This window comes from Azospirillum sp. UENF 312511, from assembly GCF_058780635.1.
Genome location: NZ_JBSNCG010000003.1, coordinates 351,130 through 376,930, shown reverse-complemented (window position 1 = coordinate 376,930; position 25,801 = coordinate 351,130). Strand labels below are relative to the sequence as shown.

The window sequence follows — 25,801 nt, the reverse complement described above, 5'->3', positions numbered from 1 at the left end:
CCAAGACGAACGGTTGAAGGCCCTCTGGCGGAGTACGGATCGTGGAAGAGAAGATCGAGAAGCACACCATCGCCGTGCTGGTGGACAACGAGCCGGGCGTGCTGGCCCGCGTCATCGGCCTGTTTTCGGGCCGCGGCTACAACATCGAAAGCCTGACGGTGGCGGAGGTGAACAACGCCGACCACCTGTCGCGCATCACCCTGGTCACCTCCGGCACCCGCATGGTGGTGGAGCAGATCAAGGCCCAGCTCGACCGCCTCGTGCCGGTGCACAAGGTGCACGACCTGACGGATGAGGGGCCGTCGGTGGAGCGCGAACTGGCGCTGGTCAAGGTCGCCGGCACCGGCGAGCGTCGCATCGAGGCGCTGCGCCTGGCCGACATCTTCAAGGCGAAGGTCGTGGACGCCACCCTGACCTCCTTCGTGTTCGAACTGACCGGCACGACGGCGGAGGTCGATGACTTCGTCGGGCTGATGGCCCAGCTCGGCCTCGTCGAGGCCAGCCGGACCGGCGTTGTCGCCATGTCGAAGGGAGCCACCGGGTTCTGATCCCGGCCCGAAACGGCGGGCTATGACGCCACCCATGACAGGGAGGCGACCCAGCCCGCCGTCCTTTTGCAGGTCTGCCGAACAGTCTTGTGCTTGACGCGGCCCTTTCGCCGGTGGAGTAATTCCGCTGCGCAAAACTCGCACCACCAGATCGAAAAATCCAAGGAAGACCACCATGCGCGTCTATTATGATCGTGATGCCGACGTGAACCTGATCAAGGGGAAGAAGGTCGTCATCGTCGGCTACGGCAGCCAGGGCCACGCCCACGCCAACAACCTGCGTGACAGCGGTGTGAAGGACGTGCGCATCGCCCTCCGCCCGGGTTCGGCCACCATCAAGAAGGCTGAGGCCGCCGGCTTCACGGTCATGGCTCCGGGCGAGGCCGCCGCCTGGGCCGACGTGGTGATGATCCTCACCCCGGACGAACTGCAGGCCGACCTGTACCGCGACGACCTTGCCAAGAACCTGAAGGAAGGCGCCGCCCTGGCCTTCGCGCACGGCCTGAACGTGCACTTCAACCTGATCGAGCCGCGCGCCGACCTCGACGTGTTCATGATCGCGCCGAAGGGCCCCGGCCACACCGTCCGCGGCGAATACCAGCGCGGCGGCGGCGTGCCCTGCCTCGTGGCCGTGCACCAGAACGCCTCGGGCAACGGGCTGGACATCGCCCTGTCCTACGCCTCGGCCATCGGCGGCGGCCGCGCCGGCATCATCGAGACGACCTTCAAGGAAGAGTGCGAGACCGACCTGTTCGGCGAGCAGGCCGTGCTCTGCGGCGGCCTGACCGAGCTGATCAAGGCCGGCTACGAGACGCTGACCGAGGCCGGCTACGCCCCGGAGATGGCCTATTTCGAGTGCCTGCACGAGGTGAAGCTGATCGTCGACCTCATGTATGAGGGCGGCATGGCCAACATGCGCTACTCGATCTCCAACACCGCCGAGTACGGCGACTACAAGACCGGCCCGCGCATCATCACCCCGGAGACCAAGGCCGAGATGAAGCGCGTCCTGGAGGACATCCAGACCGGCCGCTTCGTCCGCGACTGGATGCTGGAGTGCAAGGCCGGCCAGCCGTCCTTCAAGGCGACCCGCCGCCGCAACGCCGAGCACTCGATCGAGCAGGTCGGCGAGAAGCTGCGCGCCATGATGCCGTGGATCGCCGAGCGCCGTCTGGTGGACAAGTCCAAGAACTGATCGGTTCCTGGATCAAGAAACGGGAAAGCGCGCCGCGAGGCGCGCTTTTTCGTTTTTTGGGGTGCAGGAATGGGAAACTTTGGCCCCCTCCCTAACCCTCCCCCGCTGCGCGAGGGAGGGGACATACCTCCCTCCACCGCAAAGCGGGGGAGGGCCGGGGGAGGGGGCAAACGCTCGCTTTCCCTCACACATCCCCCCGCGAGCGGTCCGCCTTCGGCCGCTCGTCGAGCAGCGGCCGGCCAGTGTGCACGAAATGCACCACCTCCGCGATGTTGGTCGCGTGGTCGCCGATGCGCTCCAGGCTCTTGGCGATGAACAGCAGGTGCATGTGCGCGGTGAACATCTCCGGCAGGCGGGCCGCCGACTGGTTGATGCTCTCGCACAGGCTGGTGTAGAGCGCGTCCACCTCGTCGTCGGTGCGCCAGACGCGCAGCGCCAGTTCGACGTCGCCGTCCACATAGGCGTCCACCGCCGTGGTCAGGCGCTGGCGCACCAGACGGCCCAGGTTGGGCAGGGTGCTCATCGCCGGAGACTCGGGAAACTCCGCCACGGCGACGGCGCGGCGGGCGGTGTTGGCGGCGTGGTCGCCGACGCGCTCCAGGTTGCCGGCGATCTTCAGCGCGGCGATCACCTCGCGCAGGTCGTCGGCCACCGGCTGGCGAAGCACCAGCATGCGCATGCAGTTGGCCTCGATCTCGTGCTCGTAGCTGTCGAGCCGCGCGTCGGACTCGACGATGGCGCGGGCCTGCTCCGGGTTGCGCTGGGTCAGGCAGGTCAGCGCGCCGTCGAGCTGGGTTTCCGCGGCGCCCGCCATCTGCACGATGCTGGCCTTCAGCCGCTTCATGGCGTCTTCGAACGCGGTGACGATGTGCGGGGCGGGGTGCTTCATGGGACTGGCCTTATCGGTGCGGCGGACGGCCGGGAACGTTACCGTTTCGCAGCCCCGCAGGCCAGTGCTCTTGCCACGGGGCTACACGGCGGGTGCGGCATGGGAACGGTTGATTTCGCATGTGCGAAATGGCAAGAGTCCGGCCCTCCTACCCCTTATGACCAAGCACGGACGCCGACCGTCATGATCGAACGCCGTTTCGAACAGATCATCTTCGCCAGCCGCTGGCTGCTCGCCCCCTTCTATCTGGGGCTCGTCGTGTCGCTGGTGCTCCTGCTGGCGAAGTTCACCCAGGAGATCTTCCACATCGTCCCGCATGTGCTGGAGATGCAGGAGAAGGACGTGCTGCTGGCCGTGCTGACCCTGATCGACCTGTCGCTGGCCGGCAACCTGCTGCTGATGGTGATCTTTTCGGGATACGAGAACTTCGTGTCGAAGATCGACGTGGCCGACCACAAGGACCGTCCGGACTGGATGGGCAAGGTCGACTTCGGCGGGCTGAAGCTGAAGCTGATCGCCTCCATCGTGGCGATCTCCGGCATCCATCTGCTGAAGAGCTTCATGAACATCGACAACACCAGCAAGGAAAATCTGATGTGGATGGTCATCGTCCACATGACCTTCGTGGTGTCGGGCGTGTTGCTGGCCCTGATGGACCGGCTGGAGGGGAGCCATCACGGAGCGCACGGCAAGGCTGCGGCCGCGGCGAAATCAGACCATCATTGAGGCCGCCGGAGCGGTTTCAAACCCGACACAAAGCCGTTGCGGCGGGTTGGGAATCAGCCTAAGGATACCCCCGCCGCGAGCGGGGCGGTTTGGCCGGACGCCGGAGGTATCCGCCTCCTGTTGACGGAAAATTAACCCTGACGCGGCAGTGTGGCGGGCACCGGAGGGCGGCGTTCCGCCTGCACTTCGGGGACTGGACATTCCGCCGGGACCGGCCTTGCCTCAAGGACCGCCTCCCATCGACCAGAGCGCCGGACCGGCGCCGGCGACCGCCCCACGGGCGCCGGCAACAGGGCTCGGCAAGGCGTGCCGGTTGCACTCTCCGCTTGAGCGCGAAGGGGCATTCGTCTATGGAACCGTTGGCGGGCGTGGCCCTCCGCACCGGAGCGGGCACATCGCCGGCAAGGCCGTCTCAACCGCATTGAAGAGTTAGTCGGGTCCATGCTTTCCAAACTCCTCGGCGTGCTTTCCGCCGACATGGCGATCGATTTGGGGACGGCCAACACCCTGGTCTACGTCAAGGGCCGCGGCATCGTTCTGAACGAACCCTCGGTCGTGGCGATCGCCAACGTCCGCGGCAAGAAGCAGGTGCTGGCCGTCGGCGACGAGGCGAAGATGATGCTGGGCCGCACGCCCGGCAACATCCAGGCCATCCGCCCCCTCCGCGACGGCGTCATCGCCGACTTCGAAGTCGCCGAGGAGATGATCAAGCACTTCATCCGCAAGGTGCACAACCGGCGCAGCTTCGCCAGCCCGCAGGTCATCATCTGCGTGCCGTCGGGCTCCACCGCCGTCGAGCGCCGCGCGATCCAGGAATCGGCGGAGGCCGCCGGCGCCCGCCGCGTCTTCCTGATCGAGGAGCCGATGGCCGCCGCGATCGGCGCCGGGCTTCCGGTGACGGAGCCGACCGGTTCCATGGTCGTGGACATCGGCGGCGGCACCACCGAGGTGGCCGTTCTGTCGCTGGGCGGCATCGTCTATTCCCGCTCGGTCCGCGTGGGCGGCGACAAGATGGACGAGGCCATCATCGGCTACATCCGCCGCACCCACAACCTGCTGGTCGGCGAAGGCTCGGCGGAGCGGATCAAGAAGGAAATCGGCTCGGCCTGCCCGCCGGAAGACGGCGAGGGCCGCATCCTGGAGATCAAGGGCCGCGACCTGATGAACGGCGTGCCCAAGGAACTCATCATCTCCGAGCGGCAGATCGCCGAATCCCTGGCGGAGCCGGTGTCGGCCATCGTCGAGGCGGTGAAGGTCGCGCTGGAGCACACGGCGCCGGAACTGGCCGCGGACATCGTGGACAAGGGCATCGTGCTGACCGGCGGCGGCGCCCTGCTGGGCAACCTGGACTTCGTCCTGCGCCATGCCACGGGCCTGCCGGTGTCGATTGCCGACGACCCGCTGTCCTGCGTCGCGCTGGGCACCGGGCGGGCGCTGGAAGAGATGAAGACGCTGCGAAACGTCTTGGTCAGCGCCTACTGATTGGTGTATTGCTCGCTTGGGTTCCCCCGGTGGTTCGTCCATTCGCCGGCGTAGCCGGGGGCGGATCGCGTACCTGGACGGGATGATCCTGTGAAGCCTCGCAATTCCGGTTCCGTCGTGCGCCTTGCCGCCCCGCTGCGGGCGCTCGCCCAGCGCTTCTCCTTCCTGTTGCTGGTGCTCGCCTCCGTCGCCCTGATGATGGTGGGCCGGATCGACGCGCTGTCGGTGGACAGCGCGCGCGCCCGGGTGACCGACGCCTTCGCCCCGATCCTCGACGCGATCTCCCGCCCCGCCGCCACCGCCGCCCATGTCGTGGAGTTGGTGGTCGAGGTGCAGAACGCCTTCGAGGAGAACCAGCGGCTGAAGGCGGAGAACGCGCGGCTGCTGCAGTGGAAGCAGGCGGCGCTGCGGCTGGAGGCGGAGAACATCAGCCTGCGCTCCCTTCTCAAGGCGACGCCGGAGCCGGCCTCCTCCTTCATCACGGCGCGGGTCATTGCCGCTCCCGGCAGCTCCTTCCTGCGCACGCTGGTGGTCACCGCCGGCCGCCGCGACGGGGTGCGCAAGGGGCAGGCGGCCATCGCCGGCAGCGGGCTGGTCGGCCGGGTGATCGAGGTCGGGGAGTGGTCGGCCCGCGTCCTCCTGCTGACCGACATCAACACCCGCATCCCCGTGGTTCTGGAGCGCTCGCGCCAGCGGGCGGTGATGGCGGGCGACAATTCCGACCAGACGCGACTCCTTTACCTGCCGCCGGAAGCCCCGGTGCAGGTGGGCGAGCGGGTGGTGACCTCCGGTCACGGCGGGCAGTTCCCGCCGGGCCTGCCGGTGGGCGTGGTGTCCTCGGCTGGTGAACGTGGCGTCCGGGTGCAGCCGAACGTCGATCTGTCGCGGGTCGAGCACCTGCAGCTGGTCGAGTTCAGCCTGCCGGGAAGCGAGGCGGAACCGTCGTCCGAGTCGAAATGACGCTGACCTTGTGGCAGCGGCTGGACAAGACGGGGCGGAATCTCGCCCCGTTCGCGGTGACGGTCATGCTGGCGCTGGCCGGGATGATCCCGGTGCCGCTGCCCGGCTATGCGTCGGTGGCGCCTTTCCTGACCGCCATCGCCGTCTATTATTGGGCGATCCACCGACCCGACCTGATGGGGCCGGGCACCGCCTTCCTGATCGGTCTGCTGCAGGACCTGCTGACCGGCGGGCCGTTGGGGGTGAACGCGCTGGTGCTGGTGCTGGTCCATTGGGCGGTGTCCAGCCAGCGGCGCGTGCTGGTGTCCAGCACCTTCGCCCTGATGTGGTTCGGCTTCGGGCTGGTCATGATGGGCGTGGCCTGCATCCAGTGGCTGGCCTTCTCGGCGCTCCAGGCGACGGTGCTGCCGTTCCGGCCGGCGCTGTTCCAGGCGCTGCTGACCATGGCCTTCTTCCCGGCCATCGCCTGGATGCTGATCCGCGTGCACCGCGCGTTTCTTCAGGGGTGATGGACTGGGGTGACGAGCAGGAATAGCCGGCAGGGATGATCTGGCAGGGGATGTGAGCCTTTGACTGCGATGGACCGCGACACCGACCGCTACCGCCTGCTGACCCGCCGCGCCGCCGTGCTGGGCGGGTTGAAGCTCGCCGGTCTGTCCGCTCTGGTCGGGCGGCTCTATTACCTGCAGGTGGTGGAATCCGCGCGCTTCACCATGCTGGCGGAGGAAAACCGCATCAGCCTGCGGCTGGTCGCTCCGTCGCGCGGCACCATCGTCGACCGGTTCGGCGCGCCGTTGGCCGTGAACCAGCAGAACTACCGCGTCGTCGTGGTGTCGGAGCGCACGCGCAACATCCAGGACACGCTCGACAAGATTTCCAAGATCGTCCCGCTGACCGACGGCGACCGCCGCCGCGTGATGCGCGAGCTGCACCGCAAGCGCCGCTTCGTTCCGGTCACCGTGCGCGAGAACCTGACCTGGGAACAGGTCGCCACCATCGAGATGAACACGCCGGACCTGCCCGGCGTCGCCATCGAGGTCGGCGAGATCCGCCATTACCCGGAGGCGGAGGCGACCGCCCACATCCTGGGCTATGTCGGCGCCGTGTCTGAGGCGGAGCTGAACGGCGACCCCGTGCTGTCGCTGCCCGGCTTTCGCATCGGCAAGGCCGGGATGGAGAAGTATCACGAGAAGGCGCTGCGCGGCACGGCGGGCACCAGCCAGCTCGAGGTCAACGCGGTCGGGCGCGTCATCCGCGAGCTGTCGCGCGACGAGGGGCAGCCGGGCCGCGAGGTCCAGCTGACCATCGACATCGGCCTGCAGAAATTCGTGCAGCAGCGGCTGGCGCAGGAGGTCAGCGCCTCCTGCGTGGTGATGGACGTGCACACCGGCGGCATTTACGCCCTGTGCTCCCACCCCAGCTACGACCCCAACCAGTTCACCATGGGCATCAGCGCCGAACTGTGGGAGGAACTGCTGTCCAACCAGGCGACCCCGCTGAACAACAAGGCGGTGGCCGGGCAGTACCCGCCGGGCTCGACCTTCAAGCCGGTGGTGGCCCTGGCGGCGCTGGAATCCGGCCTGATCAGCCGCAACCACTCGGTGTTCTGCCCGGGCCACATGGACCTCGGCGACCACCGCTTCCATTGCTGGAAGAAGGGCGGGCACGGCACGGTGGACGTGGTCGGCGCGCTGCGCCATTCCTGCGACGTGTGGTTCTACGACGTGTCGCGGCGCATCGGCATCGACCGCATCGCCGAGATGGCCAACCGCTTCGACATGGGGCAGCTGACCGGGCTGGACCTGCCGCACGAGCGGCCGGGCCTGATCCCCTCCATCGACTGGAAGAAGGGCGCGCTCGGCAAGCCCTGGGCGCAGGGCGAGACGCTGATCGCGGCGATTGGGCAGGGCTACGTGCTGTCCACGCCGATGCAGCTCGTCGCCATGACCGCGCGGCTGGCCAACGGCGGCTTCGCGGTGAAGCCCCACCTGACCAAGCAGATCAAGGCGCTGTCGGGCGAACAGACGAGCTGGCCGCCGATCGGGGTGAAGAAGGAGAACCTCGACCTCGTCCTGCGCGGCCTCTACGAGGTGACCAACGCGCCGAACGGCACCGCCTACAAGTCGCGCATCACCGAGCCCGGCTATGAGATGGCCGGGAAGACCGGTTCCGCCCAGGTCCGCCGCATCACCATGGCCGAGCGCAGCACCGGGGTGAAGAAGAACGAGGACCTGCCCTGGCGGGAGCGCGACCACGCGCTGTTCATCTCCTACGCGCCGGTCAGTTCCCCGCGCTACGCCTGCGCGGTGTTCGTGGAGCATGGCGGCGGCGGGTCCACCGCGGCGGCGCCGATCGCGCGCGACATCCTGCTGGAGTGCCAGAAGCGCGATCCGGGCCGCGCCGCCGTGGCGGAAAGCGCCCCGCCGCCCCCGCCGCCGGGCGGCACCCGGGGCTAGGGGCTTTGGAGACGCGCGGTCGATCAGGCCGCGCGCACTTCGGACAGGAACTGATCCACCTCGCGCTTCAGGCTCGATGCGCGTTCGGCCAGCTGGTCGGCCGCCTCCTTCACGCTGTGGGTGGCGGCGCTGGTCTCCGACTCCGCCTGCTGGATGCCGGCGACGTTGCTGGACACTTCCGCGGTGCCGTTGGCGGCCTGCTGGGCGTTGCGGCTGATCTCGCCGGTCGCCGCGCTCTGCTGCTCGACGGAGGCGGCCATCTCCGCGGTGGAACGGTCGATGTCCTCGACCTGGGTGATGATGGCGCGCATGGCGTCCACCGTCCGGCCGGAGGCGTTCTTCACCGCGGCGATCTGGTTGCCGATCTGCTCGGTCATCGCGTGGGTCTGGTTGGCGAGGTTCTTCACTTCGCTCGCCACCACCGCGAAGCCCTTGCCGGCCTCCCCGGCGCGGGCGGCCTCGATGGTCGCGTTCAGCGCCAGCAGATTGGTCTGGGCGGCGACGGCGTTGATGGAAGCGACGATCTGGTCGACCTGTTCGATGGCGGCGGACAGGGAATTGAGCTGGGCCTGGGCCAGATTGGCCCCCTCCGCCGCGGCCTTGGAGCGGGCGGCGGCGCGGGTCACGCGCTCGGCCAGTTCATGGATGGAGGCAGACATCTCCTCCGACGCCGAGGCGACCGTCTGCACGTTGGCGCTGGCCTCCTCCGACGCTCCGGCCACGGCGTTGCATTGGGCGCCGACCTCCTCGACCGCCGAGGCGAGCTGCGCGGCCGTGGCCTGAAGCTCCGTCGCGGCGCCGCCGACGTCGTTGACGATGACGCCCACCTGCGATTCGAAGCGGCCCGCCAGCGCGAGCATCGACGCGCGCTTCTCCGCCTGGGACCGGGCCTCCGCCTCCTTGGCCTCCCGCTCCATCGCGCGGCTGTGGAGGAGGTTGCGCTTGAACACGTCCGCGGTGGCGGCGATCGCGCCGACTTCATCCTTGCGGTCGGTGCCGTACACCTCGGTGTCCAGCTTGCCGTCGGCCAGCCCACGCAGGCAGGCGACGATGGCGGTCACCGGGCGGACGATGCCGAACTGCGACATGAGCCAGCCCAGCAGCAGCCCGACGAGAATGCCGACCGCGGCCGCCGCGATGAGCTGGACGGCCCGCCGCTCCGCCAGTTGGGAGGCGTCGTCGGACAGCCGTGCCGCCTTGTCGTCGGTGTAGGCGGTGTATTTGACGCTCAGATCCTGGAGCTTCCGCGCGGCGACGGCGCTGTTCTCGACCGAAGAGAGAATGTCCTGATGGAATCCGACGGCGCCCTTCGCGTTGATCTGACGGGCAACGGCCAGAGTCTGTTCCAATTGAGTCTTGTAGAGCGACAACGCCGCTTCGAAGTCTGCCAGCAAGCGCTTCTGCTCGGGGTCAGCGGTTTCCTTGACCCTCGTGAGGTTCGTGGACAGCGTTTCGCGGCCCGTCGTGATGGAGGGCAGGACCTCCGGCAGGTCGGCCGGGTTGGCGGCAATGCGGTATTCGTCGCGGAGCAGTTCAGCCACCAAGCGATTCAGCCGCGCGCCGACCCTCATGTCATCCCCGGAAGCCTTGATCTCGTCGGTGGCGCGGCTCAGCGCGTCCAATCCGGAGACCGACGTCGCCGTGATGCCCGCGCAGATGGCTCCCAGCAAGATGATGATGGACAAGATTTTCGTGGATATCTTGAAGTTGCTTAGAAGCATGGCGGTTCTCTCTTTTTCGACATGGCGGATTGGATGCGCCATGGCAGGTATCGAACGGAGACGCTCGACTGCATACAGAGGTGTGTAAGTCTCTTACCTATTTTATATCCAAACATTTATTGTCTGAATGTGACATGCGGTTTTGCGCCGCGATATCGTTCAGGAACCGATGGCCCGCCGGCTTGTTTTTTGACGGATTAAAATCTGGGTGGGCAGAAATGGCTGGCGGACTGACCAATTGGCTGGTCGATGTGATGCACACGATGAATTACGTGGGCATCTTCCTGCTGCTGGTCCTGGCGCGGGTCATCCCGCCGGTTCCCGCGGAATTGGTCATTCCATTGGCCGGCATCGCGGCGGCGCAGGGCGAGTACAATCTGTTCGGCGTTGCCTTGGCCGGTGGGTTGGGCTCGCTGGCCGGGCAACTGGTCTGGTTCCTGCCCAGCCGTCTGATGGGCCGCGATCGGCTGGAAGCCTTTTTAAAACGCTACGGCCACTGGCTGACGATCCACCCCAGGAAGGTCCGACGAAGCACGGAGTGGTTTGGAAAGCATGGCGGGATCGCCGTCTTCCTGACCCAGCCGGTGCCGGGGGTGCGGACGCTGATCTCGATCCCGGCGGGGGCCTGCCGGATGTCGATCCCGCTCTACTGCCTCTATTCCGGGGTCGGGTCGATCCTGTGGACCCTGCTGCTCGCCTGGACCGGCTACATGCTGTCCCGCTGGCCCTTCGCGCACAGTCTGGTGGGTTATTTCACCGTGGGGCTGCTGGTGGTGCTGGTCGGGCTGTACCTGTACCGGCTGGTCAGCCATTTCCACGGCATCCGCCGCGCCCAGAAATCGTCGCGTGGGCCGGATGGCGACCCGCCGGTGGCGGGGGCCCCGCTCAGCCCTTAAGAGATTACCCCATGGCCCAGCCGGCCATGCCGGTGAAGGCCATGCCGAGCGCCCAGAGGCCGAAGGCCGCCAGCGCCACCCCCGTGCAATGATTCAGCCGGGTCAGCCCGCGGTCGGAGATGCGGTGGCGCACGGCGGCGACGCCCATGGACAGGGTGAACCACCACAAGGACGCGCCGATGAAGACGCCGGCCACCAGCGTGGAGGCGTCCACCCGACCCAGATTTCCACCGAGACCGAAGCCGGCGAAGATGGCGATGAAGGCCATGATGGTCGCCGGGTTGGTCAGGGTCAGCGACAGGCCGGTCATGAAGCCGCCGAGGAAGGATGGCGTGTCGGGCGCGCTGGCGGCCTCGCGCTCCTCGTCCTCCGGCTTCTGGCGGAAGGTGCGGATGGCGACGACGAGCAGGAAAATGCCGCCGACGAGCTGGAAGGCGATCTCATGCCCCTGCAGGAAGTCCAGGGCGGCGGACACGCCGAAGGCGGCGATGGCGCCGTAGATGGTGTCGGCCACGGCGGCGCCGAAGCCGGTGAAGAAACCCATCAGCGGCCCGTGCTGGAGCGTGCGGCGGATGCAGAGCAGGCCGATCGGACCGACGGGGGCGGCGATGGCGATTCCCAGGACGATGCCCTGCAGCAGCACCACCAGACCATGCACGCCGATCACCTCGTCCAATCTGCGATTCCCTCCTCCGAGCCCCTCCTCCGGGCAATGGCGGGCGTGATAGCGGGCCACCGCCCATCCGTCAACCGGCGTCGCGGGCGGAGGTCCCATACGGGCCATGGCCTGCGGCGGAATTCCCCCTGCCATGTGCCCCCTGTCACCGGGCGGGAGGAGCGGCTATCCTGGCCGCCACGACCCGGCAAGCGGGCGAACCGGAACGGGGAAGCGGAACGATGACGATGACGCGCATTCTGACCATTCTGGCGCTGTCGCTGACGGCGGCGGCCGTTCCCGCCGTGGGCCCCGCCCTGGCGGCGGACGAGTTCATGCCGGCGGTGGTGTTCGACCAGGGCGGCAAGTTCGACAAGTCCTTCAACGAGGCGGCCTACAACGGGGCGGAGCGCTTCAAGAAGGAGACCGGGATCGTCTACCGCGAGTTCGAGGTCACCAGCGAGAGCCAGCGCGAGCAGGCGCTGCGCAACATGGCGCGGCGCGGCGCCACCGTCATCACGGCGGTCGGCTTCTCCCAGTCCGCCGCCGTGGACAAGGTGTCGCGGGAGTATCCCAACACGAAATTCTGCCTGATCGACGACAAGCTGGACCTGCCGAACGTCCAGTCGGTGACCTTCAAGGAGCATGAGGGCTCCTTCCTCGTCGGCATGCTGGCGGCGCTGGCCTCGCAGAGCGGCAAGGTCGGCTTCATCGGGGGCATGGACATCCCGCTGATCCGCAACTTCCTGACCGGCTACGAGCAGGGCGTGAAGCATGTGAAGGCGGACGGCGAGGTCTTCACCAACATGACCGGCACCACCCCCGCCGCCTGGAACGACCCCACCCGCGGGGCGGAGCTGGCCAAGAGCCAGTTCGGGCGCGGCGCCGACGTGGTCTTCGCGGCGGCCGGGGCGACCGGGCTGGGCGTGCTCCAGGCCGCGGCGGACGCCGGCAAGCTGGGCGTCGGGGTGGACAGCAACCAGAACTGGATTCATCCGGGCAAGATCCTGACCTCGATGGTCAAGCGGGTGGACGTGACCGTCTATGACTGCATGAAGTCGGCCAAGGACGGCAGCTGGACGCCGGGCCACCGCGTCGTCGGGCTGAAGGAGGAGGGCGTCGGCTACGCGCTCGACGAGAGCAACCGCAAGCTCGTCACGGCGGAGATGGAGAAGGCGGTCGAGGACGCCAAGCGCAAGATCATCGCTGGCGAGCTGGCGGTGAAGCCGTATCAGCCGTGAGCTGAGCTTCTGTGTCGCCATGCGCTGCCCCCTCCCTAACCCTCCCCCGCTGACGCAGGGGAGGGGATATAGCCCCCTCTCCTGCGAAGCGGGGGAGGGAAGGGGCCCGCGGCGAAGCCGTGGGAAGGGTGGGGGCAAGGACCTTCCAATCTTGAAAGTCCCCATGCCCCAACACCCTCCCGCTCTGGAAACCCGCGGCGTCAACAAGTGGTTCGGCGCCAACCACGCCAACCGCGACGTGTCGCTGGCCGTGCCGAAGGGCACCATCCACGGCGTGATCGGCGAGAACGGCGCCGGCAAGTCGACGATCATGAGCATCGTCTACGGCTATCTGCCCGCCGACGGTGGCACCATCCTGGTGGACGGCCGCCCGGTGGCGGTGCGCAGCCCGCGCGACGCCCTGGCCGCCGGGATCGGCATGGTCCACCAGCATTTCATGCTCGTCGATCCCTTCACGGTGCTGGAGAACGTGCTGCTGGGCGCGGAGGGCGGCGTTACCCTGGCCGCCGGGATGGCGCGGGCGCGGACGGAGTTGACCAGGCTCGCCCGCGACTACGGGCTGGAGGTCGACCTCGACCGCCCGGTCGGCGAGCTGCCGGTGGGGGCGCAGCAGCGGGTGGAGATCCTCAAGGCGCTCTACCGCGGCGCCGACATCCTGATCCTCGACGAGCCCACGGGCGTCCTCACCCCGCAGGAGACCGACCACCTCTTCCGCATCCTCCGCGCGTTGCGCGGGCAGGGGAAGACGGTCGTCATCATCACCCACAAGCTGCGCGAAATCATGGAGCTGACCGACAACGTGACGGTCATGCGCCGCGGGCAGGTGGTGGCGAACGTCGCCACCGCCCGCACCAGCCGCGAGGAACTGGCCGAGCTGATGGTCGGGCGCAAGGTGCCGCTGCGGGTGGAGAAGGCGCCGGCCACGCCCGGCCCGGCGGTGCTGGAGGTCTCCGGCCTGCGCGTGCGCGACGGCGCCGGGGTGGAGCGGGTGAAGGGCGTCGGCCTGACCGTGCGCGCCGGGGAGATCGTCGGCATCGCCGGTGTCTCCGGCAACGGCCAGTCCGAACTGCTGGAGGCGCTGGCTGGGATGCGTCCACCGGCGGGCGGCTCCGTCCGCCTGCGCGGGGAGGAGCTGACCGCCACGCCCGACCGCTTCACGGCGCGGGGGCTGCGCGCCCTCGGTGTCGGCCATGTCCCGGAGGACCGGCAGCGGGTCGGCCTCGTCACCGGCTTCGAGGCGCAGGAGTGCGCGATCCTCGGCCATCAGGGCGATCCGGCCTTCAACGGGCGGCTCCTGATGGACCGCCGCGCGCTGTTCGACCGCTGTGCGGCGGAGATGGACGCCTACGACGTGCGCCCGCGCGACCCGCGCCTGCCCGCCGGCAACTTCTCCGGCGGCAACCAGCAGAAGATCGTGCTGGCCCGCGAGATGGAGCGTAATCCCGACCTGCTGCTCGTCGGCCAGCCCACCCGCGGCGTGGACATCGGCGCCATCGAGTTCATTCACCGCCGTCTGGTGGCGCTGCGCGACCAGGGCAAGGCGATTCTGCTGGTGTCGGTGGAGCTGGACGAGATTCGCGCCCTGTCCGACCGCATCCTGGTCATGTTCGACGGCCGTCTGGTGGGCGAGGTCGCCCCGGGCGAGGCGGACGAGCGGCGTCTCGGCCTGATGATGGCCGGGGTGGCGGAGGCAGCGTAAGGTTGACCCCGAACGCTCCCGCTTGCGCTGGTCCCGTGCGCGGGGCACTTTCCAGTGGGCAGGGACGTTCGAGCCGTCCGGCTTGTGAACGGGCGTGACCAGGGATGGAGCCGGGATGGCGCAGGACGCGGCGCAGGGGGTGACGGGCCGGGGCTTCGGCCGGCCGGGCGAGGTGCCCGGCTGGGTCGGCTACGCTCTTCTGCCGCTGCTGAACCTGCTGGCCGCCCTCGTCCTGTCCGGGCTGGTCATCCTGGTGATCGGCGAGAATCCGCTGGACGTGCTGGCGCTGCTGGTGACCGAGGCGGTCGGCTATCCCGAGGCCATCGGCTACACCCTCTACTACACGACCAGCTACATCTTCACCGGGCTGGCGGTCGCCATCGCCTTCCATTGCGGGCTGTTCAACATCGGTGGGGAGGGGCAGGCCTATCTCGGCGGGCTGGGGGCCGGGCTCGTCGGGCTGGCGCTGACCGGCTGGCCTTGGCCGGTGGCGGCGCTGGGGGCGGTGGCCCTGTCGGCGCTGTTCGGGGCGGCCTGGGCGGCAATCCCCGGCTGGCTCCAGGCCAAGCGCGGCAGCCACATCGTCATCACGACGATCATGTTCAACTTCATCGCCGCCGCGATCATGACCTACCTGCTGGTCGACGTGCTGATCCGCCCCGGATCGCAGTCGCCGGAAACGCGGGAGTTCGATCCCGGCGTCTGGCTGCCGACCATGGACCGGGCGCTCGGCTGGATCGGCGTCGCCATCCCGGCCTCGCCGCTGAACCTGTCCTTCCTGTGGGCGCTGGCCTGCTGCGCGCTGTTTTACCTGTTCCTGTGGCGGACCCGCTGGGGCTACGAGATCCGCACGGTCGGGAGGAATGAGCGGGCCGCGATCTATGCCGGCATCTCCCCGGCGCAGAACATCATCCTCGCTATGGCGATCTCCGGGGCGCTTGCCGGCTTCGTCGGGGTGAACGAGATCATGGGGGTGCAGCACCGCATCCTGTTGAACTTCACCGGCGGGGTGGGCTTCGTCGGCATCGCCGTGGCGCTGATGGGGCGCAACCATCCGGTGGGGATCATCCTGGCGGCGCTGCTGTTCGGCGTGCTGGCGCAGGGGGGCGGGCAGGTGTCCTTCGAATACCCCACCGTGAACCGGGAGCTGGTGATGGTCATCCAGGGCCTCGTCATCCTGTTCGCCGGGGCGCTGGAGAACCTGTTCAAGCCGCGGGTCGAGGCGCTGTTCCGCCGCCGCAGGGGAGGGGCGGCGCATGGATGACGCCCTGCTCGTCGTCCTGCTGCTGGCCGACGCCACCATCCGCGTGGCGACCCCGCTGGTGCTCGCCGCCTTCGCGGCGCTCTACAGCGAGCGGGCGGGGGTGGTGGACATCGGGCTGGAGGGCAAGATGCTGGCCGGCGCCTTCTTCGCCGCCGCCGTCGCGTCGTCCACCGGCAGCCCCTGGCTGGGCTTGGGCGCCGCCGTCGCGGCCTCGGTGGCGCTGGCGCTGGTCCATGGCTTCGCCTGCATCACCCACAAGGGCAACCAGGTGGTGTCGGGCATGGCGATCAACATCCTGGTCGCCGGGCTGGCGCCGACCCTGGCCTACGCCTGGTTCCGCCAGGGCGGCCAGACCCCGCTGCTGCCGGGGGAGGCGCGGCTGCCGCAGGTCCGTCTGCCGGGGGTGGAGGCGCTGTCCGAGATTCCGGTCCTTGGCCCCGTCTACCGGGAACTGATCGATGACGCCAACGTGTTGATCTGGCTGACCGTTCTTCTGGTGGTGGCGACCCACTGGGTGTTCACCCGCTCGCGCTTCGGGCTGCGGCTGCGCGCGGTGGGGGAGAACCCGTCGGCGGTCGACACGGCGGGCCTGTCAGTCACGCGGCTGCGCTATCAGGCGGTGATCATCACCGGGGTGCTGACGGGGATCGCCGGTGCCTATCTGTCCACCGCCCACGGCGCCGGCTTCGTGCGCGACATGACGGCGGGCAAAGGCTATCTGGCGCTGGCCGCGCTGATCTTCGGGAAATGGCGGCCCTGGCCGACGCTGTTCGCCTGCCTGCTGTTCGCCTTCACCGACGCGGTGCAGGTCCGCCTGCAGGGCGTGCCGCTGCCGGTGGTGGGAGTGATCCCGGTGCAGTTCATCCAGATGCTGCCCTATGTGCTGACCGTGCTTCTGCTCGCCGGCTTCGTCGGCCGGGCGGTGGCGCCCAGGGCCAGCGGCGTCCCCTACGTGAAGGAACGGTGATGAGCGACCCGCTGGATTCCCTGATCGCCGACTCCCTGATTGCCGCCGCCCGCGACGCGATGGCGCAGGCCTACGCGCCCTATTCTCATTTTTCGGTCGGTGCGGCCATTTTGGGCGAATCCGGGCGCATCCACGCCGGGGCGAATGTGGAGAACGCGGCCTACCCGCAGGGTCAGTGCGCCGAGGCCTCGGCCATCGGGGCGATGATCCTGTCCGGGGACCGAAGCATCCGGGCGATCGCGGTGATGGGCGGCCAGACCGGCGACGGCCGGCTGTGCACGCCCTGCGGCGGCTGCCGCCAGCGCCTGCGCGAGTTCGCCAAACCCGACACGCCGATTCATGTCTGTGGACCGGAAGGGCTTCGGCAAACGTTTCGGTTGGACGAGTTGCTGCCGCATTCCTTCGGCCCTGACAATCTCGACTTCTGAGGGGAACTGACCGCCATGACCGCCGCACGCGCCGCCGCGGAAATCCTGCACCGGGTCCCCGGCTTCCGCCCGCGGGTGGGGATCGTGCTCGGCTCCGGCCTGGGCGGGGTCGCCGACCGGATCGAGGGGGCGACCGTCATGCCCTATGGCGACCTGCCCGGCTTCCCGCTGCCCAGCGTGGAGGGGCACATGGGCCGGCTGGTGCTGGGCCATCTCGGCGGCCAGCCCGTCGCCTGCATGCAGGGGCGCGTCCACGCCTATGAGGGCAACGGCTTCGACGCGCTGAAGACGGCGGTCCGCGCCCTGAAGCTGGCCGGTTGCGACACGCTGGTGCTGACCTGCGCCGCCGGCTCGCTGCGGGTGGAGGTCGGGCCGGGGCGGCTGATGGCGATTTCCGACCACATCAACATGCTGGGCGCCAACCCGCTGACCGGCCCCAACGAGGACAACTTCGGCCCGCGCTTCCCCAGCATGACCGACGCTTGGGACCCCGCCCTGCGCGCGCTGATGCGGCGCCGGGCGCTGGAGCTGAACATCGATCTGGTCGAGGGCGTGTACGCCGCCTATCCCGGCCCCTCCTTCGAGACGCCGGCCGAGGTCCGGATGTTGAAGGTCCTGGGGGCGGACGCGGTCGGCATGTCCACGGTGCCCGAATGCATCGTCGCGCGGCATTGCGGCCTGCGGGTCGTGGGCTGCGCGGTCATCACCAACCTGGGGGTGGGACTCGGCGACGGGCCGGTGGACCATGACCAGACCCTGCGCGCCGCCTCGGCCGCCTCCTCCGATCTGGAGCGGCTGCTGACCGGCTTTCTCGACGGGCTGCACATAGACGAAGGACGCCGGTCATGAAACTTCCCGCCGATCTGCAACGGGCGCTCGACACTGCGGCCGCCGTCAAGGCCGACGCCAAGGGGGCCGGCCGGGCCATCGGCCTGCTCGACCTGACCAGCCTGAACGACGACGACACCGACCAGACGGTGGAGGCGCTGTGCAAGCGCGCCGTCACCCCCGCCGGCAAGGTCGCCGCGGTGTGCGTCTGGCCGCGCTTCGTCAAGACCGCGCGCAAGGCGCTGAAGGGCAGCGGCGTGAAGATCGCCACCGTCGTCAACTTCCCCTCGGGCGAGGCCGACGCGGCGACGGTGGCGGCGGAGACCAAGGCGGCCATCAAGGACGGCGCGAACGAGATCGACGTGGTGCTTCCCTACCGCGCCTTCATCGACGGCGCCCGCACCCAGCCGATGAACGTGATCCGCGCCTGCCGCGAGGCCTGCGGGACCGACGTGACGATGAAGGTGATCCTGGAGTCCGGCTGCTTTCCCGACCCGGAGCTGCTGGCCTGGGCCGCCCGCGATTCCATCGCCGCCGGGGCGGATTTCCTGAAGACCTCCACCGGCAAGGTGCAGCCGGCCGCGACGCTGGAGGCGGCGGCGCTGCTGCTGCACGTCATCCACGAGTTGGGCAAGCCGGTGGGCTTCAAGGCGGCGGGCGGCATCCGCGACGCCGATGGGGCGGCGGCCTTCCTGGCGCTCGCCACCGCGATCCAGGGCAAGGGCTGGGCCAAGCCGGACACCTTCCGCTTCGGCGCGTCGGCGCTGCTGGACTCGCTGCTCGCCACCGCCGGCCATGGCGGCGGCAAGGGTGAGGGAAAGGGCGAGGGCAAGGACAAGGACAAGGACGCCAAAGACGGCAAGGGTGACGGCAAGGGCGGTGGAGCGGTTGCCCAGCCGGCCACCGCCGGCTATTGATCCGCGCGACAGACTCGACCACGGAACGGACGCACGGATGCTTCCCCAGGAACTGATTCGCAAGAAGCGCGACGGCGCACGCCTGGACGCGGCGGAGATCGGCGCCTTCGTGCGCGGCATCACCGACGGCTCCGTCAGCGAAGGGCAGGCAGCGGCCTTCGCCATGGCCGTCTTCTTCCGCGGCATGACGCTGGAGGAGCGGGTGGCCCTGACGCTGGCCATGCGGGATTCCGGGACGGTGATGCGCTGGGACCATCTGGACCTGCCGGGACCGGTGGTCGACAAGCATTCGACCGGCGGCGTCGGCGACAAGGTCAGCCTGATCCTCGCCCCGGCGCTGGCCGCCTGCGGCGGCTTCGTGCCGATGGTGTCGGGGCGCGGGCTCGGCCACACCGGCGGCACGCTCGACAAGTTCGAGAGCATCCCCGGCTACCGCGCCAAGCCCGACCGGGCGACGCTGGAGCGGGTGGTGAAGGAGGTCGGCTGCGCGGTGATCGGCGCCACCGACGACATCGCCCCCGCCGACCGCCGCCTCTACGCCATCCGCGACGTGACGGCGACGGTGGAGACCATCGACCTGCTGACCTCCTCGATCCTGTCGAAGAAGCTGGCGGCGGGGCTGGACGCGCTGGTGATGGACGTGAAGTTCGGTTCCGGAGCCTTCCTGCCCGACATCGCCAAGGCGCGGGAACTGGCCGACAGCCTCGTCACCGTGGCCGAGGGCGCCGGGCTGCCCACCGTCGCGCTCTTGACCGACATGAACGAGGTGCTGGGCCTGACCGCCGGCAACGCGCTGGAGATGCGGGAGTGCATCGACATCCTGCGCGGCGGCGCGGCCGACTCCCGGCTCTACGAGGTCACCGCCGCCCAGGCCGCCGAGCTGCTGGTTCTGGCCGGGCTGGTTCCCGACGCGGCCGAAGGGCGCGCCCGCTTCGACCAGGCAATGGCGAGCGGGCAGGCCGCCGAGCGCTTCGCCCGGATGGTCCACGCGCTGGGCGGTCCGGCGGACCTGCTGGATGCGCCGGACCGTTATCTGGACGCCGCCCCCGTCGTCCAGCCGGTCTTCGCCGAGCGCGCGGGCGTGGTGGTGGCCATCGACGTGCGGGCGGTCGGCATCGCCGTGGTGGCCCTGGGCGGCGGGCGGACCAAGACGACCGATCCCATCGACTTCGCGGTCGGGCTGGCCGACGTCGCCGGGTTGGGCGCTTCGGTGGGGCCGGCGGAGCGCCCGCTCGCCGTGGTCCATGCCCGCAGCGCGGCGCAGGCGGAGGATGCGGCGGCGCTGCTCCGCCGCGCCTTCACCGTGGCCGACAGCGCCCCGTCGGCCGGGCCGCTGATCGCCGACCGCATCCGGCTGTAGGAGGCGGCTTACGCGGCACGTCGTACGCCCTCGGCCTGCCGCGCCCGCACCGGCCCCACCAGAGCCTCCGCGGCGAGGCGGCCCGAGATGACGCACGCCTCGACCCCCGGGCCGGGAAAGACCCCGCCGCCGGCCAGCAGCAGGCCGGGCACCGGCGACTTGGCGGGAAGCGCCGGATCGGTGCCATAGATCGCCCCTTCCGTCGTGTGGGCGTAGCGGGCGAAGGTGGCGGCGCTGGCGTCCTGCCGGTGCAGGATGTGGCGCTCCAGATCCGGGATCACGGCGGCGGCCGCGGCGATCATCGCGTCGCCCTCCCTCGTTTTCCGCGCGCGGTAGTCAGGGGCGGAGCGGTCCCAGGCGCCGCCCGCCGGGTCCAGCCGCATCAACGTCAGCGAGGCGCAGCCCGGCGGCGCCAGGGTGGCGTCATGGGCGGAGGGCAGGGCCAGCGCCATCCCGGCATCCTTCAGAAAGATCATGGCCGGCAGGTCGGGACGGATGTCCAGCGCCAGCGTGACCAGGAAGGCGGAGGTCGAGGGGAGCAGTGCGCGATATTGATCCGCGCTCCCGGCGGGCAGATGCTTCTCCCCCACCAACTCCAGCAGGGTCCGCCGGGCGTCGGCGTTGGAGATTACCGCGGCGGCGGCGATGCGCTCCCCGTCCATGATTTCGACCTCGGCGGCCCGGCCGTCCTCGACCAGGATGCGGCGGACGGGGGTGCACAGCCGGACCTCCCCGCCCTTGGCGCGGATCGTCTCGACCAGCGCGTCGGCCAGCCGTTGCGATCCGCCCTCCGGATAGGCGCCGCCGTCGAAGACGTAGCCGAAGATCGGCGCCATCTGGGTGGCGCCCAGCCGCTCCGGCCGGTCCGACAGGTAGTTGGTAAGGCTGGACAGCAGGGCGCGGGCTCCGGCGTCGGGCACGTAATGCTCCAGCATCTCCAGAAAGCCGCGGTCCTGCCAACGGAAGGCCTGCGGGCACTCCAGCGGATAGGCGCGCATCGCTGCGACGTCGCGCGGGATGTGGGGAAGTCCGGTCTCGGCGCAGCCGCGGTAGAGGTCGCGGTAAACGCCGCGCATCTCCTCCAGAAAGGCAGCGGCCCCGGCGGCGCTGTCGGGATGCTCCCGCGCGATCAGGGTGGACAGACCCTCGGCGTCGCCGGGCAGCGGCTCAAAGACACCGCCCCGGACGATGCCACGGTTCACCGGCTGCCAGCGCACGCGGTCCGCCACGCCGACCGTGCGCAGCAGATGCCCGACCGGGCCATCCGGACGGGTGCCGCTGACGTCGTGCACCCCGGCATCGAAGATGAAACGCCCGACCGTCCCGTCGCGCAGCCGGACCTTGCGCTCCCAGGAGGAGCAATAGCCGCCCGGGCGGTCGTGCGCTTCCAGGACGGTGACGCGGACCCCTGCCTCCGCCAGCAGGGCCGCCGCGGTCAGCCCGCCGATGCCGGCGCCCACCACGACGACACCGTCCTTTTGCCCAAGGACGGCGGGCGCGGGCCAGGGGTGGGGCTCGCGCTCGGCCAGACGGCGGGCAAGGATCGGGGCAATGACCCGCTCCGGCAGGAAACGGCAGGCGGCGGCTTTCACCTTGGTGGCGAGTGTGGCGGTGAGCGAGGCTACGGTCGGCATGGCGGACCCTTGCGGTGGTGACGCCCGCCAGACTGTCCGAGGCACCGGACGGGGCCAGCGCCGATCCGCGAAAGGCCGGGGCCGCTTCGCCAAACGCCCGAACGTCGATTCACGAAGCGTGAAACGCCGGTGCTTTCTCTGGGCAATGTGGCCTCCGGGCGATGTGGCGCGGGCCAGACCTGCGGTTGCGGCATTGGGCAGCATCCGGGCTGCTCATATACTGTGCAATCATGACCCAAGCCGCCGCTCTTCCCGCCGCTGCCGCCAGCGACGACACCCGCCGTGCCATCGGCTGCTTCGTGCTGGCCATCTTCCTGTTCGCGGGCATGGACACGCTCATCAAATACTTGAGCAGCGGCTATCCGGTGGCGCAGCTCATGTTCGCGCGGTCGGTGGTGGCGGTGGTGCTGGTCGGCGGCATCTCGGTGGCGCGCAGCGGGTGGGGCGGGATGCGCACACGGCGCCCGGTCGCCCACGTCTTCCGTTCGCTGGCCGGGCTGCTGTCGATGGGCTGCTTCTTCTACGCCTTCAAGCATCTGCCGCTGGCCGAGGTCTATGTGCTGAGCTTCGCCGGGCCGCTGTTCATCACGGCGCTGTCCATGCCGCTGCTCGGCGAGCCGGTGGGCTGGCGGCGTTGGGCGGCGGTGCTGGTCGGCTTCGGTGGCGTGGTGGTGATGGCCCGCCCGGAGGCCGACGCGCCGCTCCTGCCGATTTTCGTCGGTGTGGCCGCAGCCTTCTTCTACGCGCTGGCGATGATCGCGGTGCGCGGCCTGTCGCGGACGGAAAGCAACACGGCCATCGTCGTCTATCTGCTGCTGACCACCACGGTGGTAAGCGGCGTGGCGGCGATCCCCGACTGGGTGCAGCCGGGCGGCTTCGACCTGGGGCTGATGCTTCTGGTCGGCACGCTGGGCGGCGCGGCGCAGGTGCTGATGACCCAGGCCTTCCGCCTGGGCCGCGCCGCGGTGGTGGCGCCCTTCGAATACACGGGGATGATCTGGGCGACCCTGCTCGGCTTCCTGGTCTTCGGCGACGTGCCGACCCCCACGGTGCTGGCCGGTGCCGGGATCATCATCGCCAGCGGGCTCTACATCCTCTATCGGGAAACGCTGCGCCGCGGCGACTGACGGGTCAGGCGGCGGCGGGAAGCGCCAGCCCGCCGTCAATGATGCGCGGGGAGTCCGTCAGGGCGACGATCCGGCTGCGTTCCAGCACGCGCCGGATCCGCGGCGGGTGATTTTCGAAGGCGATGGCGCCGCCGTGGTCGAGCACCGCATTGCGGAGCGCCAGCAAAATGCCGATGCCGCAGGAATCGAGGAACTCCACCCGCCCCAGATCGACGCACAGGGTCACTGCCCGCGCGTCCGCGACGCGGCGGAGCAGCGGCGTCAGGCCGGGCAGGGCGGCGTGGTCGATCCGCCCCGACAGGACGGTGCGCAGCCCGCGTCCGCCCTGCGCCGTGGCGAAGGGGTGCAGGGTGACGGTGCTGTGCGACGGGGTGGGCCGCATGCTTCGTGACGACTTTCCGGTTGGGGCAACGGTCCGGCGCGGGCCGGGGGCGGCGGAAGGAACCACGGGAAGCGCGACTCTCCGGTGTCTGTTGCGTTGCGAAATTGTGAAAAGGCGCCGGGCCGCCGCTTGACAGCCGCGCGCCGGGCTCACACTGTGCACACGAACGGCTGGGGTGCCTGCCGCAAGGCGGGCTGAGACCACACCCATCGAACCTGATCTGGGTCATGCCAGCGAAGGGAGCCAAGCGTTCGAGGCTGTGCCGCCGCTACACCCCTGGCCTCCTCGTCCTCGCGCGGTTCTTCGCCGGGCAGGAGGAGACACATCCATGCGGCGCTTCCTTTCCATCCTCTCGGCAACGGTCTTTACGGCGGCCTTTTCGTCGTCGCTCCTGCCCGGCGCGGCGCGGGCGGGCGAGGCCTCGGTCCCCGTGCTGGTGCCGTTGACCGGCTTCCTGTCGCTGGAGGGGACGAGCCAGCGCAACGGCGCCGTCCTGGCGCTGAAGGACGCGCCCGCGGGTGTCGCGGTGCGGTCGGAGGTGATCGACACCGGCACCTCGCCGGAGGCTGCGGTCACGGCGCTGGAGCGCGCGGCAGGCGGCAAGGTCACGGCGGTGGCGGCCAGCATGCTGGGCACGCAGATGCTGGCGATGCTGCCGCTGGCCCAGGATTACGGCATTCCGCTGGTCACGGTCTCCGGCACGGCGAGCATCACCGAGCAGGGCAACCCCTGGGTCTTCCGCTTCTTCCCCGGCGACGCCGTGACCAAGGAGGCCCACGCCCGGTACGTGACGGAGGAGTTGGGCAAGAAGCGCCCGGCGGTGATCTACCAGACGACGGCCTACGGGCAGAGCGGCAAGGCCCATCTGGAGCAGGCCTTCAAGAAGCTCGGCGTCGAGCCGGTGTTCGAGGAGGGGGTGGACCCTGCCGCCAAGGATCTGCTGGCGGTCCTGACAAAGGCGCTGGCCGCCAAGCCCGACGTGCTGGTGCTGCACCTGCATTCCGGCCCGACCGCCCTGTTCATCCGGCAGGCGGCAGCCAACGGGGTGGCGGTGCCGATCGTCGCCGGCTCCGCCATGCACCAGCCGAGCACCGCGGCGCTTCTGGAGCCGGCCGAGCTGAAGGGCGTCTGCGCCGAGACGGCGGCCTCGCCGATCTCCGGCGGCAACCCAGAGGTGGAGGCCTTCACCGCCGCCTACCGCGCCGCCTTCAACGCGGAGCCGGACGCCTTCGCGCTCGGCCAGTATGACGGCATCCGCATGGTGCTGGCGGCTGTGCAGGGCGGCGCGGACAGCGCGGAGGCGGTGCGCAAGACTTTGTCCGGCGGGACCCACCAGGGCCTCGCCATGACCTACCGGTCGGACGGCAAGGGCAACATGGCGCATTCCGCGGTGATCGTTTGCTACGACGGCGCCTCACGGGTGCCGGCGATCGCCAAGCGCTACGACAACCTGACCGGTGTGGTGACCGGCGCGGTGAAGTGAGCGGGCCTTGATCACCCTGCAGCTTCTCGTCAACGGCCTCGCCCTGGGCGCGGCCTACGCGCTGGTCGCGCTGGGCTTCGTGCTGGTGCTGAACGCCACCGCGGCGGTGAATTTCGCGCAGGGCGATCTCGTGATGGCCGGCGGGCTGCTCGGCGTGGCGCTGGCGCCGCATCTGCCGGGGTATCTGCCGCTGCCCGGGCTGCTCCTGCTGCCGGTGGTGCTGGTGCTGATGGCCGGGCTGGGGCTGCTGCTGGCGGCTGCGGCCTATCTGCCGCTGCGGCGCCGCCCACCGGTGGCGGTCTTCATCAGCACGATCGCGGCGGGCATCATCCTGCAGAACGGCGCCTCCGCCCTGTTCGGGCCGGAACCGCGGGCGGCCCCGCCGCTGCTGAGCGGGGGGACGCTCGACCTCGGTGGCTTGGTGGTGGCGGAGCAGTCGCTGGCGATCATCGCCGTTGCCGCTCTGCTCATCGCCGGGCAGCAATGGCTGTTCGGGCGGACCCAGCTCGGCCGGCGCCTGCGCGCCACGGCCCAGGACCCGGAGATGGCGCGGGCCTGCGGCGTGCCGGTGACGGCGATGATCCTGATCACCTTCGCGCTCGGCACCGCCTTCGCCGGGGCGGCGGGGCTGCTGCTTGCCAACCGCTACTTCGTCACGCCGACGGCGGGCGGCGACCTGATCCTCAAGGCCTACATTGCCGTGACCATCGGCGGCTGGGGCTCGGTCCCCGGGGCGGTGGCCGGCGCGCTGCTGATCGCGCTGTTCGAGGTGGGGGTGTCGTCGGTGCTGTCCTATCCGGTGGCGCTGGGGCTGCTCTACGCCACGCTGCTGGTCATCCTGGTGGCCCGTCCACAGGGGCTGTTCGGGGAGGCGGCGCGGCGCCGTGCGTAAGGGCGTGTGCAAGTTGTGGGCGCTGGCCCCCACCCTGACCCTCCCCCGCTG

Annotated in this window: 24 protein-coding genes and 1 riboswitch; of the genes, 19 read left to right on the top strand and 5 right to left on the bottom strand. The window is 69.6% G+C overall.

Annotated features, from left to right (window positions below):
• Positions 1-41: 41 nt before the first annotated feature.
• Together ilvN and ilvC are read left to right on the top strand one after the other, a co-directional pair.
• Positions 42-548: an acetolactate synthase small subunit gene (gene ilvN, locus ACWPN7_RS13150; protein ID WP_014239995.1), complete on the top strand. Its 507-nt coding sequence runs from the start codon at positions 42-44 to the stop codon at positions 546-548.
• A gap of 175 nt (positions 549-723) precedes the next feature.
• Positions 724-1,743 (top strand): ketol-acid reductoisomerase, encoded by a 1,020-nt coding sequence (gene ilvC / locus ACWPN7_RS13145; RefSeq protein WP_014239996.1) that lies wholly within the window; start codon positions 724-726, stop codon positions 1,741-1,743.
• A gap of 184 nt (positions 1,744-1,927) precedes the next feature.
• On the opposite strand, the gene phoU is transcribed toward ilvC, so the two are convergent.
• The gene (phoU, locus tag ACWPN7_RS13140) at positions 1,928-2,632 is read right to left on the bottom strand and encodes a phosphate signaling complex protein PhoU (RefSeq protein ID WP_014239997.1); all 705 of its coding nucleotides are present in this window, start codon (positions 2,630-2,632) and stop codon (positions 1,928-1,930) included.
• 183 nt (positions 2,633-2,815) lie between these two features.
• Between phoU and ACWPN7_RS13135 the strand changes: the two genes are divergently transcribed.
• The 5 genes from ACWPN7_RS13135 (at position 2,816) to mrdA (ending at position 8,256) form a co-directional block, all read left to right on the top strand.
• Entirely contained in the window at positions 2,816-3,358 is a 543-nt protein-coding gene (locus ACWPN7_RS13135) for a TIGR00645 family protein (protein WP_014239998.1), read from the top strand.
• Between the two features lie 441 nt (positions 3,359-3,799).
• A complete protein-coding gene (locus ACWPN7_RS13130) occupies positions 3,800-4,840 on the top strand; it encodes a rod shape-determining protein (protein WP_014240000.1) in 1,041 nt (346 codons plus the stop codon).
• Positions 4,841-4,930: 90 nt separating this feature from the next.
• Complete coding sequence (gene mreC / locus ACWPN7_RS13125) at positions 4,931-5,800, top strand: rod shape-determining protein MreC (RefSeq protein WP_492273314.1); 870 nt, start codon at positions 4,931-4,933, stop codon at positions 5,798-5,800.
• Positions 5,797-6,309 carry a rod shape-determining protein MreD gene (gene mreD, locus ACWPN7_RS13120; protein WP_038528586.1) on the top strand — a complete coding sequence of 171 codons (513 nt, stop codon included), beginning with the start codon at positions 5,797-5,799 and terminating at the stop codon, positions 6,307-6,309. Before mreC ends, mreD begins: the two co-directional genes overlap by 4 nt.
• 69 nt (positions 6,310-6,378) lie before the next feature.
• Positions 6,379-8,256, top strand: coding sequence for a penicillin-binding protein 2 (gene mrdA / locus ACWPN7_RS13115; protein ID WP_014240003.1), 1,878 nt, complete (start codon positions 6,379-6,381; stop codon positions 8,254-8,256).
• A gap of 23 nt (positions 8,257-8,279) precedes the next feature.
• Here the strand turns inward: mrdA and ACWPN7_RS13110 are convergent, their stop codons facing one another.
• On the bottom strand, positions 8,280-9,941 hold the full coding sequence (locus ACWPN7_RS13110) for a methyl-accepting chemotaxis protein (RefSeq protein WP_492273313.1): 1,662 nt from the start codon (positions 9,939-9,941) through the stop codon (positions 8,280-8,282).
• 254 nt (positions 9,942-10,195) lie between these two features.
• On the opposite strand from ACWPN7_RS13110, the gene ACWPN7_RS13105 reads away from it, so the two are divergent.
• Entirely contained in the window at positions 10,196-10,873 is a 678-nt protein-coding gene (locus ACWPN7_RS13105; RefSeq protein ID WP_492273312.1) for a DedA family protein, read from the top strand.
• A gap of 4 nt (positions 10,874-10,877) precedes the next feature.
• Here the strand turns inward: ACWPN7_RS13105 and ACWPN7_RS13100 are convergent, their stop codons facing one another.
• Positions 10,878-11,540, bottom strand: coding sequence for a LysE family translocator (locus ACWPN7_RS13100; protein ID WP_459197890.1), 663 nt, complete (start codon positions 11,538-11,540; stop codon positions 10,878-10,880).
• A 230-nt stretch (positions 11,541-11,770) separates the two neighbouring features.
• Between ACWPN7_RS13100 and ACWPN7_RS13095 the strand changes: the two genes are divergently transcribed.
• The 8 genes from ACWPN7_RS13095 to deoA all read left to right on the top strand — a co-directional run bounded on the left by ACWPN7_RS13095 (position 11,771) and on the right by deoA (position 20,232).
• Complete coding sequence (locus ACWPN7_RS13095; protein ID WP_459197879.1) at positions 11,771-12,769, top strand: BMP family lipoprotein; 999 nt, start codon at positions 11,771-11,773, stop codon at positions 12,767-12,769.
• Positions 12,770-12,932: 163 nt separating this feature from the next.
• Positions 12,933-14,468: an ABC transporter ATP-binding protein gene (locus ACWPN7_RS13090; protein WP_459197878.1), complete on the top strand. Its 1,536-nt coding sequence runs from the start codon at positions 12,933-12,935 to the stop codon at positions 14,466-14,468.
• Positions 14,469-14,583: 115 nt separating this feature from the next.
• Entirely contained in the window at positions 14,584-15,732 is a 1,149-nt protein-coding gene (locus tag ACWPN7_RS13085; protein ID WP_459197877.1) for an ABC transporter permease, read from the top strand.
• Entirely contained in the window at positions 15,725-16,699 is a 975-nt protein-coding gene (locus ACWPN7_RS13080) for an ABC transporter permease (RefSeq protein WP_038528574.1), read from the top strand. The genes ACWPN7_RS13085 and ACWPN7_RS13080 overlap by 8 nt, the downstream gene beginning before the upstream one ends.
• Positions 16,699-17,127, top strand: a complete 429-nt coding sequence (gene cdd / locus ACWPN7_RS13075; protein ID WP_038528572.1) for a cytidine deaminase — start codon at positions 16,699-16,701, stop codon at positions 17,125-17,127. Before ACWPN7_RS13080 ends, cdd begins: the two co-directional genes overlap by 1 nt.
• Positions 17,128-17,142: 15 nt before the next feature.
• Positions 17,143-17,976, top strand: coding sequence for a purine-nucleoside phosphorylase (locus ACWPN7_RS13070; protein WP_459197876.1), 834 nt, complete (start codon positions 17,143-17,145; stop codon positions 17,974-17,976).
• Complete coding sequence (gene deoC / locus ACWPN7_RS13065) at positions 17,973-18,872, top strand: deoxyribose-phosphate aldolase (protein ID WP_492273311.1); 900 nt, start codon at positions 17,973-17,975, stop codon at positions 18,870-18,872. The genes ACWPN7_RS13070 and deoC overlap by 4 nt, the downstream gene beginning before the upstream one ends.
• Before the next feature lie 37 nt (positions 18,873-18,909).
• The gene (deoA, locus tag ACWPN7_RS13060) at positions 18,910-20,232 is read left to right on the top strand and encodes a thymidine phosphorylase (RefSeq protein WP_459197875.1); all 1,323 of its coding nucleotides are present in this window, start codon (positions 18,910-18,912) and stop codon (positions 20,230-20,232) included.
• Between the two features lie 8 nt (positions 20,233-20,240).
• Here deoA and ACWPN7_RS13055 read toward each other — a convergent pair whose 3' ends face one another.
• Positions 20,241-21,866: a phytoene desaturase family protein gene (locus tag ACWPN7_RS13055; protein WP_459197874.1), complete on the bottom strand. Its 1,626-nt coding sequence runs from the start codon at positions 21,864-21,866 to the stop codon at positions 20,241-20,243.
• 230 nt (positions 21,867-22,096) lie between these two features.
• On the opposite strand from ACWPN7_RS13055, the gene ACWPN7_RS13050 reads away from it, so the two are divergent.
• On the top strand, positions 22,097-22,993 hold the full coding sequence (locus ACWPN7_RS13050) for a DMT family transporter (RefSeq protein WP_451991707.1): 897 nt from the start codon (positions 22,097-22,099) through the stop codon (positions 22,991-22,993).
• A 4-nt stretch (positions 22,994-22,997) separates the two neighbouring features.
• On the opposite strand, the gene ACWPN7_RS13045 is transcribed toward ACWPN7_RS13050, so the two are convergent.
• Positions 22,998-23,375: an STAS domain-containing protein gene (locus tag ACWPN7_RS13045; RefSeq protein ID WP_103040741.1), complete on the bottom strand. Its 378-nt coding sequence runs from the start codon at positions 23,373-23,375 to the stop codon at positions 22,998-23,000.
• Positions 23,376-23,536: 161 nt separating this feature from the next.
• A riboswitch (TPP riboswitch) is annotated at positions 23,537-23,634 on the top strand.
• A 69-nt stretch (positions 23,635-23,703) separates the two neighbouring features.
• On the opposite strand from ACWPN7_RS13045, the gene ACWPN7_RS13040 reads away from it, so the two are divergent.
• Together ACWPN7_RS13040 and ACWPN7_RS13035 are read left to right on the top strand one after the other, a co-directional pair.
• Positions 23,704-24,858 (top strand): ABC transporter substrate-binding protein, encoded by a 1,155-nt coding sequence (locus ACWPN7_RS13040; RefSeq protein ID WP_459197873.1) that lies wholly within the window; start codon positions 23,704-23,706, stop codon positions 24,856-24,858.
• A 7-nt stretch (positions 24,859-24,865) separates the two neighbouring features.
• Positions 24,866-25,750, top strand: coding sequence for a branched-chain amino acid ABC transporter permease (locus ACWPN7_RS13035; RefSeq protein ID WP_456511440.1), 885 nt, complete (start codon positions 24,866-24,868; stop codon positions 25,748-25,750).
• Positions 25,751-25,801 lie beyond the last annotated feature (51 nt).

Coding starts and splice junctions, on each gene's coding strand:
- ilvC (WP_014239996.1), top strand. CDS start 724: ATGCGCGTCTATTATGATCGTGATGCCGACGTGAACCTGATCAAGGGG.
- phoU (WP_014239997.1), bottom strand. CDS start 2,632: ATGAAGCACCCCGCCCCGCACATCGTCACCGCGTTCGAAGACGCCATG.
- ACWPN7_RS13135 (WP_014239998.1), top strand. CDS start 2,816: ATGATCGAACGCCGTTTCGAACAGATCATCTTCGCCAGCCGCTGGCTG.
- ACWPN7_RS13130 (WP_014240000.1), top strand. CDS start 3,800: ATGCTTTCCAAACTCCTCGGCGTGCTTTCCGCCGACATGGCGATCGAT.
- mreD (WP_038528586.1), top strand. CDS start 5,797: ATGACGCTGACCTTGTGGCAGCGGCTGGACAAGACGGGGCGGAATCTC.
- mrdA (WP_014240003.1), top strand. CDS start 6,379: ATGGACCGCGACACCGACCGCTACCGCCTGCTGACCCGCCGCGCCGCC.
- ACWPN7_RS13105 (WP_492273312.1), top strand. CDS start 10,196: ATGGCTGGCGGACTGACCAATTGGCTGGTCGATGTGATGCACACGATG.
- ACWPN7_RS13095 (WP_459197879.1), top strand. CDS start 11,771: ATGACGATGACGCGCATTCTGACCATTCTGGCGCTGTCGCTGACGGCG.
- ACWPN7_RS13090 (WP_459197878.1), top strand. CDS start 12,933: ATGCCCCAACACCCTCCCGCTCTGGAAACCCGCGGCGTCAACAAGTGG.
- ACWPN7_RS13085 (WP_459197877.1), top strand. CDS start 14,584: ATGGCGCAGGACGCGGCGCAGGGGGTGACGGGCCGGGGCTTCGGCCGG.
- ACWPN7_RS13080 (WP_038528574.1), top strand. CDS start 15,725: ATGGATGACGCCCTGCTCGTCGTCCTGCTGCTGGCCGACGCCACCATC.
- cdd (WP_038528572.1), top strand. CDS start 16,699: ATGAGCGACCCGCTGGATTCCCTGATCGCCGACTCCCTGATTGCCGCC.
- ACWPN7_RS13070 (WP_459197876.1), top strand. CDS start 17,143: ATGACCGCCGCACGCGCCGCCGCGGAAATCCTGCACCGGGTCCCCGGC.
- deoC (WP_492273311.1), top strand. CDS start 17,973: ATGAAACTTCCCGCCGATCTGCAACGGGCGCTCGACACTGCGGCCGCC.
- deoA (WP_459197875.1), top strand. CDS start 18,910: ATGCTTCCCCAGGAACTGATTCGCAAGAAGCGCGACGGCGCACGCCTG.
- ACWPN7_RS13055 (WP_459197874.1), bottom strand. CDS start 21,866: ATGCCGACCGTAGCCTCGCTCACCGCCACACTCGCCACCAAGGTGAAA.
- ACWPN7_RS13050 (WP_451991707.1), top strand. CDS start 22,097: ATGACCCAAGCCGCCGCTCTTCCCGCCGCTGCCGCCAGCGACGACACC.
- ACWPN7_RS13045 (WP_103040741.1), bottom strand. CDS start 23,375: ATGCGGCCCACCCCGTCGCACAGCACCGTCACCCTGCACCCCTTCGCC.
- ACWPN7_RS13040 (WP_459197873.1), top strand. CDS start 23,704: ATGCGGCGCTTCCTTTCCATCCTCTCGGCAACGGTCTTTACGGCGGCC.